8 protein-coding genes are annotated in these 17,060 nt (G+C 61.2%); 2 read left to right on the top strand and 6 right to left on the bottom strand.

What is annotated here, in order from left to right:
• The first annotated feature begins 204 nt into the window (after positions 1-204).
• Both AC1MDT_RS01725 and AC1MDT_RS01730 read left to right on the top strand, forming a co-directional pair.
• Positions 205-7,782, top strand: coding sequence for an SDR family NAD(P)-dependent oxidoreductase (locus AC1MDT_RS01725; RefSeq protein WP_480420404.1), 7,578 nt, complete (start codon positions 205-207; stop codon positions 7,780-7,782).
• A gap of 8 nt (positions 7,783-7,790) precedes the next feature.
• On the top strand, positions 7,791-9,140 hold the full coding sequence (locus tag AC1MDT_RS01730; protein WP_480420405.1) for an aminotransferase class I/II-fold pyridoxal phosphate-dependent enzyme: 1,350 nt from the start codon (positions 7,791-7,793) through the stop codon (positions 9,138-9,140).
• On the opposite strand, the gene AC1MDT_RS01735 is transcribed toward AC1MDT_RS01730, so the two are convergent.
• From AC1MDT_RS01735 to AC1MDT_RS01760, 6 genes are read right to left on the bottom strand one after another with little or no spacing between them, the layout of a single operon-like run.
• Positions 9,135-10,634, bottom strand: a complete 1,500-nt coding sequence (locus AC1MDT_RS01735) for a capsular polysaccharide export protein, LipB/KpsS family (RefSeq protein WP_480420406.1) — start codon at positions 10,632-10,634, stop codon at positions 9,135-9,137. The genes AC1MDT_RS01730 and AC1MDT_RS01735 overlap by 6 nt on opposite strands.
• On the bottom strand, positions 10,631-11,242 hold the full coding sequence (locus tag AC1MDT_RS01740; protein WP_480420407.1) for a GNAT family N-acetyltransferase: 612 nt from the start codon (positions 11,240-11,242) through the stop codon (positions 10,631-10,633). Before AC1MDT_RS01740 ends, AC1MDT_RS01735 begins: the two co-directional genes overlap by 4 nt.
• Positions 11,235-12,785 (bottom strand): LTA synthase family protein, encoded by a 1,551-nt coding sequence (locus tag AC1MDT_RS01745; RefSeq protein ID WP_480420408.1) that lies wholly within the window; start codon positions 12,783-12,785, stop codon positions 11,235-11,237. The genes AC1MDT_RS01740 and AC1MDT_RS01745 overlap by 8 nt, the downstream gene beginning before the upstream one ends.
• 4 nt (positions 12,786-12,789) lie before the next feature.
• Complete coding sequence (locus AC1MDT_RS01750; protein WP_480420409.1) at positions 12,790-13,566, bottom strand: SDR family NAD(P)-dependent oxidoreductase; 777 nt, start codon at positions 13,564-13,566, stop codon at positions 12,790-12,792.
• A complete protein-coding gene (locus AC1MDT_RS01755) occupies positions 13,563-14,885 on the bottom strand; it encodes a capsule biosynthesis protein (RefSeq protein ID WP_480420410.1) in 1,323 nt (440 codons plus the stop codon). The genes AC1MDT_RS01750 and AC1MDT_RS01755 overlap by 4 nt, the downstream gene beginning before the upstream one ends.
• The gene (locus AC1MDT_RS01760; RefSeq protein WP_480420411.1) at positions 14,822-16,852 is read right to left on the bottom strand and encodes a capsular polysaccharide biosynthesis protein; all 2,031 of its coding nucleotides are present in this window, start codon (positions 16,850-16,852) and stop codon (positions 14,822-14,824) included. The genes AC1MDT_RS01755 and AC1MDT_RS01760 overlap by 64 nt, the downstream gene beginning before the upstream one ends.
• Between the last annotated feature and the right edge of the window lie 208 nt (positions 16,853-17,060).

Here is a 17,060-nt window from a genome sequence, read left to right on the forward strand (position 1 = left end):
ATGGATGAGCTATTCAGGTTTCCCTCAGGGGGCTGGGCGCGTATGATCCGCCGCTGTCTTTTGTAGGACGCTGGCTGGGTGCGAGCAGGATTTTAGCGACACGACCTTTATAAGGTGTCGCCGGTTGCCCGGCATTTAAATTAATGGACGTTGATTGTTACCCAACCTTTGGAAAAAGGTTGGGTATAAAAAGGGCTCGTAGCAATGCGTAAAAAAGTTGCAATCATAGGGACGTCGTTCCGTTTTCCAGGCTCTACTTCTGCAACTTTTTGGCCGCACCTGTTAGATCGGCAGAGCTTCATCACCGAAGCAGATTTTTCGCGCTGGTCCAAAGACGAGTTCCTGCACCCGGACAAGGCCAACCCGGGGACGTCCTATACCTTCGCGTCTGGCTCGCTTGGCGATATCTCCACCTTCGACGCAGGCTTTTTCAATATTTCCCCGCGAGAAGCCGCGATCATGGATCCTCAGCAACGCCTGTTGCTGGAGCTCGGCTGGGAAGTGTTCGAGAACGCCGGAGTCAAGCCTTCGAGCCTGCGCGGCAGCGATTGCGGCGTTTACCTGGGCATTGCCAGCGTTGATTACAGCTATCGGTTGGGGCATGACTTGTCGGCGATCGAAGCGTCCACCGCCACGGGCAACACGTTCAGCATTGCGGCCAACCGGCTCTCTTATTTCTACGACCTGCAAGGTCCGAGCATGGCCATCGACACGGCGTGCTCGTCTTCTCTGATTGCGTTTCACCAGGCGTGCCAGGCGATTCAGAACGGTGATATCGAACAGGCGCTGGCCGGCGGTATCAGCCTGCACCTTCACCCGTTCGGCTTCCTGATTTTTTCCAAGGCGTCGATGCTCTCGCGCACAGGCCAATGCCATGTTTTCGATGAGTCCGCCGACGGTTATGTCCGGTCCGAAGGGGCGGGCCTGTTCTATCTGAAGGATTACGACAAGGCCGTCGCGGACGGTAACCAGATCCTGGCCGTTGTTGCCGGCACTGCAGCGAACACCGATGGCCGCAAGTCGAGTTTGACGGTGCCGAGTGCCGAAGCGCAAAGCGCGCTGATGACGCAGGCTTACGCCACGGCTGGCATCGACGCCACGCAGATCGATTACCTTGAGGCGCACGGCACCGGCACACCGGTTGGCGATCCGATTGAAAGCCGCGCCATTGGCGAAGCGCTCGGCAAGCACCGTCCGGCCGACCAGCCGCTGCTGATCGGCTCGATCAAAAGCAACATCGGCCACCTTGAAGCCGCCTCCGGCGTTGCTGGTTTGATGAAGGCGCTTTTCTGCGTGATTGAACGCCAGGTGCCGGCCACCATCGGCATCACCAGGCTCAACCCGAACATCCCGTTCGCCGACCTCAACTTGCAGGTTGTCACTGAAACCCAGGCACTCAAGCCCACCGGCAAACTGGTGGTGGGGGTCAATTCGTTCGGTTTCGGCGGTGCGAACGCGCACGTTATTTTGGAAAGCCCACCGCAGGCCGATGAAGCGCCAGCCTCGACCGATCACGCGGTGCCGCTGATTGTGTCGGCCAAGGACCACGCAGGCCTGGCCGCTCAGTCGGAGCAGTTCGCCCGGTTTTTGTCCGAGTCCACCGAGGCAAGTCTTTACGACGTTGCCTATCAGTCACTGGTGCGTCGCGACATTCACCCCCAGCGTGTCGTGGTGTTTGGCGCCGATGCTCGACATAGTGCTCAGGCACTGCTCGATTTTGCGACCGATCCCGGAGTGCCATGTCAGTCGGCGGTGCTCGAAAGCGGTCTGGCGCTGGAGCAACCGAAAGGCCCGGTGTTCGTTTATTCCGGCAATGGCTCGCAGTGGCAAGGCATGGGCAAGGCGTTGCTCGCCGACCCGGTGTTCTACAGCGCCGTGGCTGAGGTGGACGCCATTTTCGAACCGCTGGCGGGTTACTCGCTGCGGGCGGAACTGGCCGGCGACAATGGCGAAGACCGCTATCAACTGACCGAGATTGCTCAACCGGCACTGTTTGCGTTGCAGGTCGGCATCACGCGCATGCTGGCTGCAAAAGGTGTTCTGCCATTGGCCGTCACTGGGCACAGTGTGGGTGAAGTGGCCGCCGCCTGGGCTTGCAGTGCCCTGACCCTCAAGGACGCTACGCGGGTTATTTACCACCGCAGTCGTTTGCAAGGATTGACCAAAGGCAGCGGGCAAATGTCGGCGGTCGGTCTTTGCGGCGAAGACACCGCCAGCCTGCTGCAAACGCTCAACCTGCACCACGACCTGGTGATCGCCGGTGAAAACAGCTTCAAGGGCGCTACAGTCGCCGGTCCGCAAGCCGCACTGGACGTTCTGGAACAGGCGCTGACCGAGCGACAGGTCTTCGTTCGGCGTCTAGGCCTGGACTACGCGTTCCATTCGCCGGCCATGGACGTGATCCGTGATGCGCTGATCGACGTGTTGAGCGATGTGGTGCCAGGGCCATCGTGCATTCCGATGTATTCAACCGTGACGGGCGACGAACTGGTCGGTGAACGACTGGACGCCGAGTACTGGTGGCAAAACATCCGCTTGCCAGTGCTGTTCCAGTCTGCCACTGAAAAACTCGCCGAGCAGGGCTATAACGTTTTCGTGGAGGTGGGGCCGCATCCGATTCTGCGTTCGTACGTGGCCGACGCGCACAACCGTCAGGAACGGCAAGCCGTCGTGATCGCGACGGATCTGCGTGGCAAAGAAAGCCCGCAACTGATCGATCGCACCGTGGCGAAAGTCTTGATCGCCGGCGTGGACATTCAGCACGAGTGCCTGTTTGCGCGCACCGGTCGATTCGTGCAGTTGCCTAATTACGCCTGGCAACGCGAGCGTCATTGGCTCCCGCAAACACCCGAGTCATCCGGTCGCCTTCAGCGCGAACGGGTTCATCCGTTGTTGGGCTACGCGCTGCCCGGGCATGAACTGACCTGGGACAATCGCCTGGACATCCAGCTGTTCCCGTCGCTGGGTGACCACATGGTCGGTGATGCTGTGTTGTTCCCAGGCGCCGGTTTCACCGAAGTTGCGCTGGCCGCTGCATTGAAGTATCAGCCGGGCGAGTACGTGGAAATCGAAGAGCTGGAAATCCACAGCCCGTTGTTGTTGCACGCCGATTCCTCCAAGCAGGTCCGAGTGGTGGTCGACAGTACCGACGGTGCGCTGTCCATCGTTTCGCGTAGCACGGCCCAGACCGAACCGTGGGTTCAGCATGTGAGCGCCAGATTTCCCGGCGAAGCCCGCGTTGGTTTACTCGCCGGCACCGCGCCGGCCTTGCCGAGCCGCGCACCGGACTTCGCCTCGGCGGATCATCTGGCACTGACCCGTATGGTCGGTCTCAATTACGGCCCGGCCTATCAGGCGGTAGCAGACGGCTGGATTGACGACAATCAAGTGTTGGCGCGGCTCACCGTTCCACACCTGATCGAGGCGGAACTCAAGAGCCTGCATGTGCACCCGGCATTGCTCGACAGTGCTTTCCAGTTGATCACCCAACTGCTTGGCCGCGACCCCAAGAGCCGTAAGGGCCTGGCGTTCGTACCGGTCAAACTCGGACGCATTTCGTTCGCAACGGGCAGCCGGCCACCGTGCCTGGCACAGGTCCGGCTGGTGCGTCGTTCGGAACATTCGCTGTTGGCGGACTTCACGCTGTACGACGCCGAAGGCCGTGCGGTCATTTGCATCAAGGACGCACGTTTGCGGGGTGTGCGCCTGCACAAGGATCGCAGCGGCGACCTGAAACTGGTGGACTTCGTCGGGATTGCCAAACCCTATCCCGTCGCGGGTCCTCGTTCTCCTCTGACGGGCTCGCCGCTGGGCGCGACCTTGCAGCAACAGATTGCCGCGATTGCGGACGATCCGGAGCTGGCCCGTTATGCCAATGAAATCGATCCGCTGCTCGACAACCTGTGCGGCAGTTTCCTCTGGGAAGCCATCGAGCAACTGGGCGGTGAACTCTCGCGGCAGCAGCGTTCGAGCTGGGGCCCGCAAGCGCATGCGCTGTCGGGTTACCTCGATCATTTGCTGGCGCTGGCGGTGGAAGAGGGCAGCCTGCTCCCGACCGCTGAAGGCAACTGGCAAGTCGCCGATCAAGGCGAGCGCGCAAGCGCGCAAGACATTTGGCAGGAACTGTTCCGCAGTTATCCCGAACACTTCCAGATCATCCATTCGGTCGGCCGAATCGGCGTGCATCTTCTGGCGTTGTTAAGCGGGCAAGTGAGCATCGCGCAACTGCTGCCACGGGAAACCTCTGCGGCGCAATTGACCCGCCAGGTGCTCGGTGCCGCCGGTTATCACGCCTTGCTCGACAGCGTGCGCGCGCACATCGCCAAATGCCTGAGCGTGCTGCCTGACGGCCAGCGTTTGCATATTGTCGAGCTGGGTTTTGACGGTGTGCCATTGGCCGCTGACCTCGCTGCGACGCTGGACTTCGACCGCATTGACTATCAGTACTGCGCCGAAAGCATTGATCAGGTTTCGATGCTACAGGCCGACTTTGCCCAGTTGCAAATCATGACCCTGGCCGATTTCGCGCAATTGCCCAAGGTGCCGGGCAACGACGTCGATCTGGTGCTGGTCACCACTGACCTGGCGCCACTGGACGCGGTCAGCCAAGGCCTGCAACACGTAGCCATACGCCTTTGCGCCCACGGTGAACTGCTGTTGTTGGCGCAACACCCCGCGCGTTGGGCGGACTTTATCTTCGGCGCGCAAGCGTCCTGGTGGCTGGCCGGACACGGACAGCAACGGCTGTCGGTGCAACAGCGCCCAGGTTTCTGGCAGCAGGAATTGCAGCGTCATGGCCTCAACGTGTCAGAGCCGTTGGAGCTGATCCCTCACACGGCTTGCGGCAGCTACCTGTTGGTGGCGGCTGCGCCCACACCGAAGACCTTTGAAGTTGACGCTGAACCGGCGCGCCAGAACTGGTTGCTGGTGGCCAGCGAACAGGGCGCGGACGCGCCATTTGCCCACGCCTTGGCGGCGACCCTGCGCGAGCATGGTCAGGACGTTGCGCTGCTGGCGCCGGATTCTGCCACCGGGTTGGCGGATCAATTGCGTCTCGCCGCTGCCACACCGCACCACGTGGTGATGCTGGCGGGCCTATTCGCCACGCAAGGCCTGGATGCTCAGGCAGACCGTTGCATGCTGGCCGCCGCGATCACTCAGGCGTGTGAGGCGGTGGGTATTACGCCGGATTGCTGGCTGCTGACCTCTGGCGCCGCCGTTCATTTTCTGCCCTTTGGCGCTCGAACCGAAAGCACCGTGCAAGGGCTGGCTGATGCTGCCCTGTGGGGCTTCGGTCGAACCCTGGCCAACGAGGCGCTCGGGTGCCGCGTGCGCTTGCTCGACCTGGCCACCGAGTGCAGTGTCGAAGCACTGTTGTCAGCGCTGTTGCAGGCCGATGACGAAACCGAACTGGCGATCAGCGCTGCGGGTGATCGCTACGTTGCCCGATTGCGCATCCAGCCTGATGACGTGCCGGATGACACGCTCCAGCCTGCACCCGCCCAGATCAAACTGGGCTTCGATTTCCCGGGTCAGCTGCGCAATTTGCGTTGGGAAAGCCGAGCCCCGCTGATACCGGCCGCAGATGAATTGGACATCGAAGTCCAGGCCACCGGTTTGAACTTTCGGGACGTCATGTATGCCCTGGGTCTGCTCTCCGATGACGCCATTGAAAACGGCTTTTCCGGGCCGACCCTGGGCTTTGAGTTCGCCGGTGTCGTGCGCGGAAAAGGCGAGAGGGTCGAGGGGGATTTCCAGCCGGGCGACCGTGTTGTCGGGTTCGGGCCGTCGAGCTTCGCCAACCGTCTGGTGACCAATGCCAACGCAGTCGCACGCATTCCTCAGGGCATGTCGTTCGAAGCGGCGGCAACTATTCCGAGCACGTTCTTCACCGTTTATTACGCGGTGCATTACCTGGCGCGGCTTGAGCCTGGCGAGAAAATCCTGATCCACGGCGCGGCCGGTGGTGTCGGCATCGCCGCCATCCAGATCGCCAAATGGTGTGGGGCCGAAATTTACGCCACTGCCGGCAGTGACGAGAAGCGCGACTTCCTGCGCCTGCTCGGCGTCCAGCACGTGTTTGACTCCCGTTCGTTGGCGTATGCCGACGACATTCTGGCGATTACTGATGGCCGGGGTGTGGACGTGGTGCTCAACTCACTGGCGGGCGAGGCGATCAACCGCAACCTGCGAGTGCTCAAGCCGTTCGGGCGTTTCCTTGAGCTCGGCAAGCGCGATTTCTATCAGAACACCAAGATTGGCCTGCGACCGTTCCGCAACAACATCAGCTACTTCGGCATCGATGCCGATCAGCTGATGAGCGAGCGTCCACTACTGACCCGCCGGTTGTTCAGCGAAATGATGGGGCTGTTCCAGGACGGCGTCCTGACGCCGCTGCCGTACCGGGTCTTCGATGCCAATGAAGTCGTCGAAGCTTTCCGCTACATGCAGCAGGCGCGGCAGATCGGTAAAATCGTCGTCACCTATCGCACGCCGATTCAACAGGTCTTCAGTGCACCGGTGGCTCAGGCGCCCGCGTTGCAACTGTCGGCTGATGGCACCTATCTGGTCACCGGCGGTCTCAGCGGATTTGGTCTGCGCACCGCGCAATGGCTGGTGGAAAAAGGCGCACGTCATCTGGTGTTGCTGGGTCGCCGTGGCGCCGCCACCGAAGAAGCACAGCCAATGCTGGCGCTCTGGCGCGAGCTGGGTGTCGAGGTTCAAGCGCTGGCGTGCGATATCACCGACGCCGCGCAATTGAAGTCGGTCATGGCGCGTATCGAAGCCAGTGCCCAGCCGTTGCGCGGTGTCGTGCACGCGGCCACCGTGTTCGACGACGGACTGATTCGCAACCTGAGCCCACAACACGTGCAACGGGTACTTGAGCCCAAAGCCAAGGGCGCGCAATACCTGCACGAAATGACCGCGCACCTGGCGCTGGACTTCTTCGTGCTGTTTTCCTCGGCAACGACGTTGTTCGGCAACCCGGGTCAAGCCAACTATGTAGCGGCTAACCATTGGCTCGAAGCCCTGGCCCGCCATCGCCTGGCGCTCGGTCTGCCTGCGACCAGCGTGTTGTGGGGCGCCATTGACGATGCAGGTTTCCTCGCGCGTAACGAGGACATTAAAAACGCCCTGCAAAGTCGAATGGGCGGCTCGGCGTTACTCTCGCAAGTGGCGCTGGACACCCTCGAACGACTGCTCCTGCAACAGCGTTCCGGTCTCGGTGTGCTGGAGCTCGACTGGAAAGCGCTGTCGCGTTTCCTGCCGGCGGCGAACACGCCGAAGTTCAGCGAACTGGCCCGTCTCAATGGCGGCGAACAAAGCGAGGAAAGCGACGTCGACGACATCCAGCGTTTGCTGGTCGAGCTGAATGAACAGGAGTTGACGGAGCTGTTCGGTGAAATGCTCAAACAGGAAATCAGCGAAATCCTGCGCTTGCCGGCCAACAAACTCGACATCAACCGTCCGCTGCAGGAATTGGGGCTGGACTCGTTGATGAGTGTCGAGTTGGTGGTCGCGGTCGAGGAGCGTTTCGGGATTCGCTTGCCGGTGATGGAACTGAGCGAAACCTCCAGCATCGCCAAATTGACCGGGCGGATTCTCGAACTGTTGCGTGGCCGCCAAGAGCACGCCGAGTTGCAGGGCAGCGTCGACACGTTGCAATCGCGGACGGCCGATGCGCTATCGCGTCACGGCGCGGAACTGTCCCGGGAGGACATTGCACAATTGAGCGATGGCCTCAATGGCCAGGATTCCAACCTCACTCGTTTGATTAACTGATTCGGACCATGACCAATAAATCCTCCCCCGGGCTTGCCGCTTCGATGAAAGACAAGCTGATCCAGCAAGCCCTGGAACGGCGCCTGCGCCAGACGACTAATGCCGTGCCAGGACCTTCGCTGGAGGGCGTGAGCGCTGCGGCACACAGCGTGCCGGAACAGTTTTATCGTTTTGATCAGCACCCCGGCTATCAGCAGCTGCGGATCATGCTCGACGGCGCGGCGCGTTTTGGGCTGACCAATCCGTTCTTCAAATTGCATGAAGGGTTGGCGGGTGCGGAAACCGTGATCCAGGGCGCCCGTTATGTGAATTACGCCAGCTACAACTACCTGGGTTACTCCGGGCACCCGGCGGTGACGGCAGCGGCGAAAGCAGCCATTGATCACTACGGAACGTCGGTCTCCGCCAGCCGCCCGGTTTCGGGCGACCGGCCGATCCATCGTGAGCTGGAGCGCGAACTGGCTGACCTGTACGAAGTGGAAGACGCCATTACGTTTGTCAGCGGTCATGCGACAAACGTGACGACCATCGGTTACCTGTTCGGCCCGCGGGATTTAATCCTGCATGACGAGCTGATCCACAACAGCGTGCTACAAGGTGTGCAATTGTCCGGCGCGCGACGCCTGAGTTTTGCACACAACGACTGGGAAGCCCTCGACCGTGTGCTGGGCGATCAGCGTCAGCATTTCGAACGCGTGCTGGTGGTGCTTGAAGGCATCTACAGCATGGACGGGGATTACCCGGACCTGCCGCGTTTTGTCGAACTGAAGAAAAAACACAAAGTGTTTTTGATGGTCGATGAAGCGCACTCGCTGGGCGTGATGGGGCAGACGGGCAAGGGCATCCGCGAACACTTCGGCCTGGCCGGCGGTGACGTGGATATCTGGATGGGCACCTTGAGTAAAAGTCTGGCCAGTTGTGGCGGCTATATTGCCGGCGAAGCGGCGCTGGTCGAGCACCTGAAGTTTCTTGCGCCGGGTTTTTTGTACAGCGTCGGCATGCCCGCAGCGGTAGCCGCCGCGGCGCTGGCCGCGTTGCGTTGCCTGCGTGACGACCGCGAGCGGGTGGCGACGCTTCAGGCCCGAGGCCAACAGTTTTTGCAGTTGGCCAAAGAGGCGGGCCTGGACACCGGCACCAGCACCGGGTTGGCGGTGATTCCGGTGATTACCGGTAGCTCACTCAAAGCCACGCAATTGTCCTGGGCCTTGTCGCGTCGAGGCATCAACGCCCAGCCGATCCTTCACCCGGCCGTGCCGGAGAAAGCGGCCCGTGTCCGGTTTTTCGTGTCGTGCCTGCACACGCCGGAGCAAATCGCCGACACCGTGAGCGCCGTGGCGCAGGAACTGCAAAAGTTATAGACCGAGCATGCCTTTGATATAGCGCCGGACCTGTCGATAGCGCGCACAGCTGTCGAGCCAACCCGTCTCGGGACCCGCAACGTGTTCCGGGCTGCAGGGCATGCCGCGAACCTGTACCAGTCGCTGCACATCTGCGTCTGGCACCATTTTCCGCCGCCCGGCCATTGAATGGTGCGGTCTGCGATCTATCACCAGCGAGGCCGGTGCGCGGCGTCCCGGTGACGGCATCGTGTCCGGACTGATGCGCCAAAGCGGTACGCCGTGCGCCTCGGCGCGCTGGTGCAAATCCGCCGCTTCACTGCCAACCCAAACCAGCAGTTTGCCGTCCTCGCGAATCACTTTCGTCATCAGCTGGGTGTTGTCACTGGTGAACTGCACGCGTCCCCAGCGGCTATTGAGCAAGCTGCGGATGGCCGGTTGTTGGTGGCGAGGCACACCGAGCACCGTCAGTGAGCCGGAAAATTGTGCGTCCTGTTGTTTTTGCCGGGCCAGTTGCCGGGCCACGGTCATGACGTCGCAACGCTGATCGGTCAATGGATCAACGTAGCGGCAATAGCGCACGTAGGCTGCCGCGACCAGCTGTTCGAGGGTCGGTCGTGCTTGCCGGCGCGGGATAGCCAGACGGTCATCGGTCAAACCCCAGCCGGCATAAAAGGGCAGCCCGAAGCACGTCACCGGCACGCCCTGAATCAGGGCTTCGAGCCCGGCCTGGCTGGTGGCGATGTACACGCGCGCGGCCCGCCGTGCCAGCGAAGCCCAAGACACCGGGCGACTTTCCAGCGTTACGCCGCGCGCCTTCGCCGCGTCGAGCAAGCAGCTTTTCTTGTGCCCGCTCATGCAGTCCGGATGAATCCGTACGCGAACGTCGGCACCGGGGTTTTCTGCCAGCGCGGCATCGAGCATGCGAATGAAATCCGCCTCGCACAAACCGCCGCCCGGAATCGAAAAGTCGCCGTAGGTTTGATCCACTACCAGCACCAGCGGCGCGTCCCGACCTAATGGGTCATCGTCGCTCAGGTCCGGGGCGTTGTTGTATTTGCCGATGCAACTGCTACGAATCAGCGCCATCAGCTCGGTGGCGGTGGCCAGTTCCTTGGCTGTCAGCTGCTGCGGTTGCTGGAGGATGTTTTCCAGCAACGAAGGACGATCCGCCAGGTAGTGAATACCGATCGGATCGACCACCATCGACATCGGCGTATCACCCTCCACCCCGAGGGAGGAGGAGCGCAGAAAACCGTCCTCCAGTGCGATGTAGGGAATGCCCCAGCGCTTGCATAGCACCCGGGCGTAGTCCGACGAGCGCTTGTAGCCAATCCCGGAAATCGCCTTGAGACCCTTGGGCTTTTTCGCGCCTCGGCGCCACAGCCATGACGGCTTGCCCTCCGGATCGAGAAATTCGCTCAGGTGAAAAACCCGCCACATGACCCACAGGGACATGATGCCGATCCAGCCCGGCCCTTCGACCAGCGATTGATTCAGGTTGTCGCGCTTCATGGCTGTGGCTTCAGTGAGCGGCGCATGTTCACCACCGCAGGGAAGGGCAGCAACCGGCCGAGCCAATTCACGGGTGTAGTGTGCACCCGGACGAAACCTTGCCGGGTATAGAGCTGTTGGGCGCCCTGATTTTTCACCTGAACCTCAAGCTCAACTCTGTCGTAGCCCGCTTGACGGGCTTGCCCGAATGTCTCTGTCAGCAGCGCGGTGGCAACGCCCTGATGACGTGCCGGCTTGATCACACGCAGGCCATACAGGTAAAACCCGTAATACCACTCACGGCATTCGGTAATGATAAACAGCAGGTAGCGCGCACCACCGCGAAGACGGCCGAACTCATCCCGGAAAGGGCCGAATCCCGGCGAGAACGGCCCACGTCGGTGGTGTTTGAACGCGGCATAACCGAGCACGGTGGAGCCGCGATAGGCAATCAGAATCCGGTCCCAATTGATCGCCTGAGCCAGCAGCCGATAACGGCAGGCTTCATCGCCAAGGATAAAGGCCAGCGAGCTACGACCCGAGGCGATCAGCCGCGCAATCGCCTCGTCGCGCTCCGGCAAACCGGAGCCGAGGACGATCCGTAGCGGCTCGTGTGCAATCTCAGTCATGGAGGGCGGTCTGGGCGTGGTTCAGCGGTTTACTAACAGCCTTGGCGCAACTTAGTTGGTCGACGAACGTCCTGGCCAGGTGTTCGACTGCCAGCGACGTGGCCGCGCGGCTGCCGGGCACTTTATTGGACCAGATGAAGTAGTCGGTATCACCATCCGGCGCACCGAGCGCGGCATACACCTCGGGCAGAATCGGCACGTGGTCGCCAAAAAAGCACAGCCCGGTCGGGGTCGGCTGCGACATCAGGTACTCGCGCAATTGGCCGAGCATCCGGTCGGCGTTGCTGACGTGCCGCAGGTACGGTGCCAGATCGCGCAGGTCATCCAGCAGCGGGCGGTCGAACCAGGTCGGCAACTCAGCGGCATCGACGGTTTCCAGTTGCAGCGGGCCGTGGTTTTCCATGGTCACGGCGTGGATGTACAACGGCTGAGTGCGGGTGTTGTCGTTGAGCAATTCAGTGATCTTGTCGGCCACTGCACAATCGCCAATGAACGGCCCGGCTTTTTGCGAATCGTTGAAGCTGCGCTGGTCGATGAACTCATCAAAACCCAACGCCGGCAGCACCTGGTCGCGACCGTAAAAACTACCGTCATACGGGTGAATGCATACGGTGCGGTAGCCCTTGCTCTTCATTTCGGCGGCAATGCTTGGCAACCCTTGGCGCGCCAGATGGCGATACGGGTTGAAGCGGTGCACGCCGAGTTTGTCTCCCGCAATCCCGGTCAGAAAGGCGAACTCGGTGCGCACGGTATTGGCGCCCCAGGCGGCGACTTGCAGGCGACCGTGTGCCAGTGCTTCGCCGCGTAACACGTCGTAGTGGCTCAACACCTGCTCGCGAATACCCGGCCACAACCGGCGAATATCGAAAAACGACTCGCTCTGCACGGAGACCAGATCCGGCAGCGCGGTGCCTATCGGGGCGGGCGCCTGACGTGGATCGAGGGCGAACGGCGAGTGCAATGGGTCAATGGCGACCTTGCGTCGTGCCGCGCAAAAATAGGTCCACAGACTGGCGGCCAGACCCCAGCGGGTCAAATCCAGGCCGGCATCGTATGTCGGCTGCAGTGGCTTGATGCCGCCGAGGATCAGCAACAGCACGGCGCTCGCCAGAGTCACGAGGCCAACGTGTAACGCCTGCGGGGCAGCAGGCTCGAAATACAATCCGCACGCAAGATAGGCGATAAACGCCAGGGCCAGCGCGATGGTCTTGCCGATGCCGAAGAAGGGCAGGTACAGGCGCGGAAAACGCACCGCGTCGCTGAAGTATTCAAAGTCTGCGCACACGAACGGTTCACGCAGCGAGTGGTACTTGGCGTTGCTCACCATCACGATCAGCAGCCACAGGGCGACGGCATTCACCGCGCTGAAATAAGGGCGCCCGGTGATCGTGTACAGCGCGGCCAGTGCAAACAGCCACACCCCGGCATGCAGCAGCCAGCTGCGCAGCGGACGACGCAACATTGGACGGGGAATCAGCAACGCTTCGAGCAGACAGGTCAGGACAAAACCGCCAGCGATGACCCAGGTAAAAGGACTGTTCAAGAAATCAGGCACCGTAGTCCAGCCATCGCAAAATTACCGAAGACATCCGTGGGGGAATCACGCCCAGGGCCCAGCATCCGAGGTTCAAGGGGAAGGGGAAACTGATTCGCGCCTGGTTGGCGGCCAGGCCGCGGCGAATCCGCTGCGCCGCTTTGTCCGGATTCCACAGCAGCGGTTTCGGACCCGGCATTTCAAAGCACATTTTCGATTCGACATAACCCGGCATGATCACATTGATCCGCACGCCGTCAGCGGCAACCAGGTCGCGCATGGCTTCCCCGTAAGCCTTCATCGCCGCTTTGCTGGCGCTGTAGCTGGGTGTGGCGGGCAGCCCGCGCCAACCGGCGAGGGAACTGAACAGTGCGATTTGGCCGTGCTTTCGAGCGCGCATGGCCGGCAACGCCGCCTGTACGGTGGCGATGGCTGCCATGACGTTCACTTCTATCACGGCCTGGGACAGATCCCAGACTTCATCTTCCGAGTTCGGACCCGCGGCGGTATTGAGCCCGGCACCGACGATGATCAGGTCAGGTTGCTCGGTTTCGCTGATCCGGGTGATCCATTCGCGCACCGCTTCCAGGTCCTGCACGTCGAGCGCGTGGAGGATGACCCGTGCACCGGCGGCGCGGCACTGCTCGGCCATTTCTTCCAGGCGCTCGGTACGTCGGCCCTGCAGGATCAGGGTCACGCCCGGCGCCGCATAAGCGGGCGCCAGCGCACCGCCGATGCCACCGGTCGCACCGGTGATCAGGATGCAGCGGGTTTTTTTGTGCAGCGTCATAAGTAGCGCTCAATCCTGGAGGTTTTGGCCATCAGCACTTCCAGCGAGTTGTTCACGGCCATGTCGATACCGCAGCGCGTATAGAAGCCGCCGTTGACCTGGGTGGTGTGAATCACGGTGCTGCGAAAGCGCTGGAACAGCGTGGTGTCGGGCCGTTCCGGCGTGTGCCAGAAATCGTCGAGGCTGCCTTGATGCGTGAGCCCCTTGAGGTTGTAGATCGGGTCGCTGAGGGCGATGGTCGGCACGTTGTGCATCAGCGACGAACCGCCGACGGTGCTGTTGACCGTGATCACGCCCGCGACGTGGGACAGCAACGTCGGCATGTGGCCGCTTTCGAGGAAGTCCACGCGGTCGGCGATGCCGAGTTTGTGGGCAATGCGCCGGGTGATTCGGTGATAGTTGATGATGCCCGGGGTCAGGGGATGATTCTTGACCACCAGGCGCGTGTCAGTGCCGGCATGCTGGGCGAACGAGCCCAGTACATGCTTCAAAACTTCCTTCATGTGCTTGAACGGCGAGTGATCGCGGATCTGCGCATCGCTGTCCAGCTGCAGTGGCAACAGGAAGGTGCGATGGCGATTGCGCGCCACTTCACTGATGACCTCGGAGTCGCGGCCCTTGGCATTGACCAGGCGAATGCCCTGGCGAATGTAGCCGGCATACTCCACCGCCGCGTTGAACGGTGCATGGGTTTTGTAGTGGGGGAATACCACTTTGTTCAATGCGCCACCGACGTGGTACATCACATCGTGGAAGGCCCGGGAGGCAAAGGACAGGCGAAACGAATCACCGTTGTGATAACGGGGGATGTACTTGCCGACTTCCCGATACCAGTCCGGATCACGGGGCAGCAGCGAGTGATTGTTCACGCCATTGCGCTCAAGGGTGATCCAGTAGGGGCGGAAGTAACCCTCTTCGAACACGTGCACGCGAATGCCCAGCGACCTGGCCAGTTCCACCGCCGGCTGATGCACCGGACGGCAGTCGCCGAAGAGCACCACGTCGGTAATATGATCCGCCCTGAAACATTGGCTGTAGAAGTCCATCAGCTGCTCGGGGCGCGCTGAATAAAATACCCGCGCGCCGCTGCCGTACAGGGTGTCGCCCATGTTGAAGTTGACTGACTTCACCCGCTGTCCCTCTGCTCGCAGTGCCTGCACCAGGCGTGCGAAAAACGGCGAACTGACACCCTGCAGAAACAGGAATGAGTTGCGCGGCTTCACCGGTATCGGACGTTGGGAGCGTTCGACCGGGACTAAGAGTTTCTCAGGCGTGGTTTCAAAGCGCTGAGGACCCAGCGTTGAATCATCTCTCGCCATGTTGGAGGCCTTCCTTGCGTAGGTACTTCATCCCAATTTTGAATCTCGATTAGCGTGCGTTCGGGGGTGGTGAATTTTCGAGTGATGCGGCTGACATAGGTCGGGTAGCGGATGAGGGTCGCGGCCACCAATTCGTCCAGGCTCAGGCGCCGGGTACGGCGTGCCTGGACATCAGGGCTCATTCCCAGATCCCGGGTCAGGCCCCAGCCGGCATAAAACGGCTGGCCGTAGGTGCTCACCGGCACGCCGCGCAACAAGGCTTCGAAGCCCGATTGCGAGGTCAGTACGTGCACCTCATCGACCTCGGATAACAGTTGGTGGAAGGGCACATCGCCCACCACCTGATTGCACCAGTCACTGGTGCGTTCTTCGCCTTCGCCGGCTTCGCGAGTGCCAGCCAATACTTCAGGGTGCGGCTTGTACAGCAGCCACGCCAACGGGTGGCGCTGGCGCACCGCCTTGAGCAAATCAAGGTTGCGCCGGATCCGGTGCGCGCCGTAGCGAATCGAGGCGTCGGACTCGACCTGACCCGGTACGAGAATCACCTTCTCGACACCGGCGGGGCGTTTCCACATGGTGCCGGGCAAGTTGTATTTGGTGACGCCAGCGGCGCAGATCGCTTCACGCAGTGCCGCGGCCCGTTGCAGCAAACCTGAACTGCACGGTTCGTTTTGCAAGAGGTGTTCCAGGCGCGAAGGACGAGTGGCGTCGTAGTAAATGCCCAGGTCGTCGAACACCCACGACAGTGGACGGGTTTTCTTCGCGCCCAGGCCGACGGAGCGGAGGAAGCCGTCTTCGACGCGGCCGAGGTGTTTGCCTGCTTTCGTCGTCAACGGCGTGTCGTGTTGACAACCCCATGTAATGACCGGTGTGGCAACACGACGTCGGGAGAAACGCCCAAGGAATCGAATGGATGACCCGTTGAAAAAATCCAGCACCAGCGGCTGCTTCCACTTGCTGAAGCCAACGACTTGCAGGCTCTCGGGCAGCCGACTGCGCATTCTTCGTTGAAGGCCCAGCCATGCCAGTACGGTTTCGGGTTTGCACGGCGCGCCGGTCTCCGGGTCGACGTAACGTGGGTACTCCACCAGCGCGGCGTGCAGCAATTGTTCAAGGCTGACGGGGTGGCGCCGCGCAGGGACGGGCAGGGCATCGATGGTCAAACCCCAGCCGGCATAGAACGGCATGCCAAAGGTGTACACCGGCACACCCCACAACAAGGCATCGAAGCCCAGTTGTGAAGTCATCACGTACGCGGCCTGGACGGCAGGCAACAATTCGGCCGGGTGAATGTTGTCACTGATCAGGTGAACCCGCGGGTACTTGCGCAATGCCTCCAGGTCGAAGTGACCTTGCTTGCGCCCGGCCACCACGTCCGGGTGAACCTTGACCACCACCGTGCTGTGCGGGTGTTGCGCCAACGCGGCCTCGAGCATGCGCTCAAAATCAGCGGTGGTTGCACCTTGCAGCGACGCATCGCCGCGAGTCTGATCGGCCACCAGCACGCACGGCTGCGGCAACACGAAGGCTTCGATCCGGGCGCCGTTGTATTTGGACACGCGCTCCTCGCACCAGCTGGCCTGCAAGGCACGGGCACGCAGGATCTGCGCTTGCATCAGCGGGACGGGAATCAGTTGTTCCAGGCGAGAAGGGGCAGTGGCGTCGTAATAGATGCCCAGCGGATCGACAATCAGCGACAACGGCGGGTCTTCGGTACCCAGGCCCACAGAGCGCAGAAAACCGTCTTCGACAGTGAGCAGCGGTAAACCGGCAGCTTTAGCCGCGGCCATTGCGCGCAATGCGCTGGGTTTACGCCCCCACGCGAGGACATCATCGGCCTGGGCAATGTCGCGCACCGTCCCATGCAGCAGCCGATACTCGGGCAGCAAAGTGGGGAGGGTAGAGATCTGTTGCGCGCCTTTGGACAGAATCAGCAAAGAGCGACGCGGTGGAGCGGCATTGTCCATAAAAAACAGCGGATATCCATAACGAGCGCAATCTTGTATCAGCCACGAATCAGTACGTGTCTGAAAAAAAGCTCAATCAAAATTCGGTGCAAATCATAATACAAATGGCATGTCGACACTCGTTAAACAGAAGATTTCTTAAATTTTTTTTCATCTGTTTGATGGGTTTTTAACAGGGTAGGTCAGCGGTTGAATGAGTCCGATGAGC

The sequence above is a fragment of the Pseudomonas sp. ASL7 genome (assembly GCF_056680375.1).

Bases quoted from the DNA above. Each gene is read 5' to 3' on its own strand.
- AC1MDT_RS01730 (WP_480420405.1), top strand. From the start codon at position 7,791: ATGACCAATAAATCCTCCCCCGGGCTTGCCGCTTCGATGAAAGACAAG.
- AC1MDT_RS01735 (WP_480420406.1), bottom strand. From the start codon at position 10,634: ATGAAGCGCGACAACCTGAATCAATCGCTGGTCGAAGGGCCGGGCTGG.
- AC1MDT_RS01725 (WP_480420404.1), top strand. From the start codon at position 205: ATGCGTAAAAAAGTTGCAATCATAGGGACGTCGTTCCGTTTTCCAGGC.
- AC1MDT_RS01760 (WP_480420411.1), bottom strand. From the start codon at position 16,852: ATGGACAATGCCGCTCCACCGCGTCGCTCTTTGCTGATTCTGTCCAAA.
- AC1MDT_RS01740 (WP_480420407.1), bottom strand. From the start codon at position 11,242: ATGACTGAGATTGCACACGAGCCGCTACGGATCGTCCTCGGCTCCGGT.
- AC1MDT_RS01750 (WP_480420409.1), bottom strand. From the start codon at position 13,566: ATGACGCTGCACAAAAAAACCCGCTGCATCCTGATCACCGGTGCGACC.
- AC1MDT_RS01755 (WP_480420410.1), bottom strand. From the start codon at position 14,885: ATGGCGAGAGATGATTCAACGCTGGGTCCTCAGCGCTTTGAAACCACG.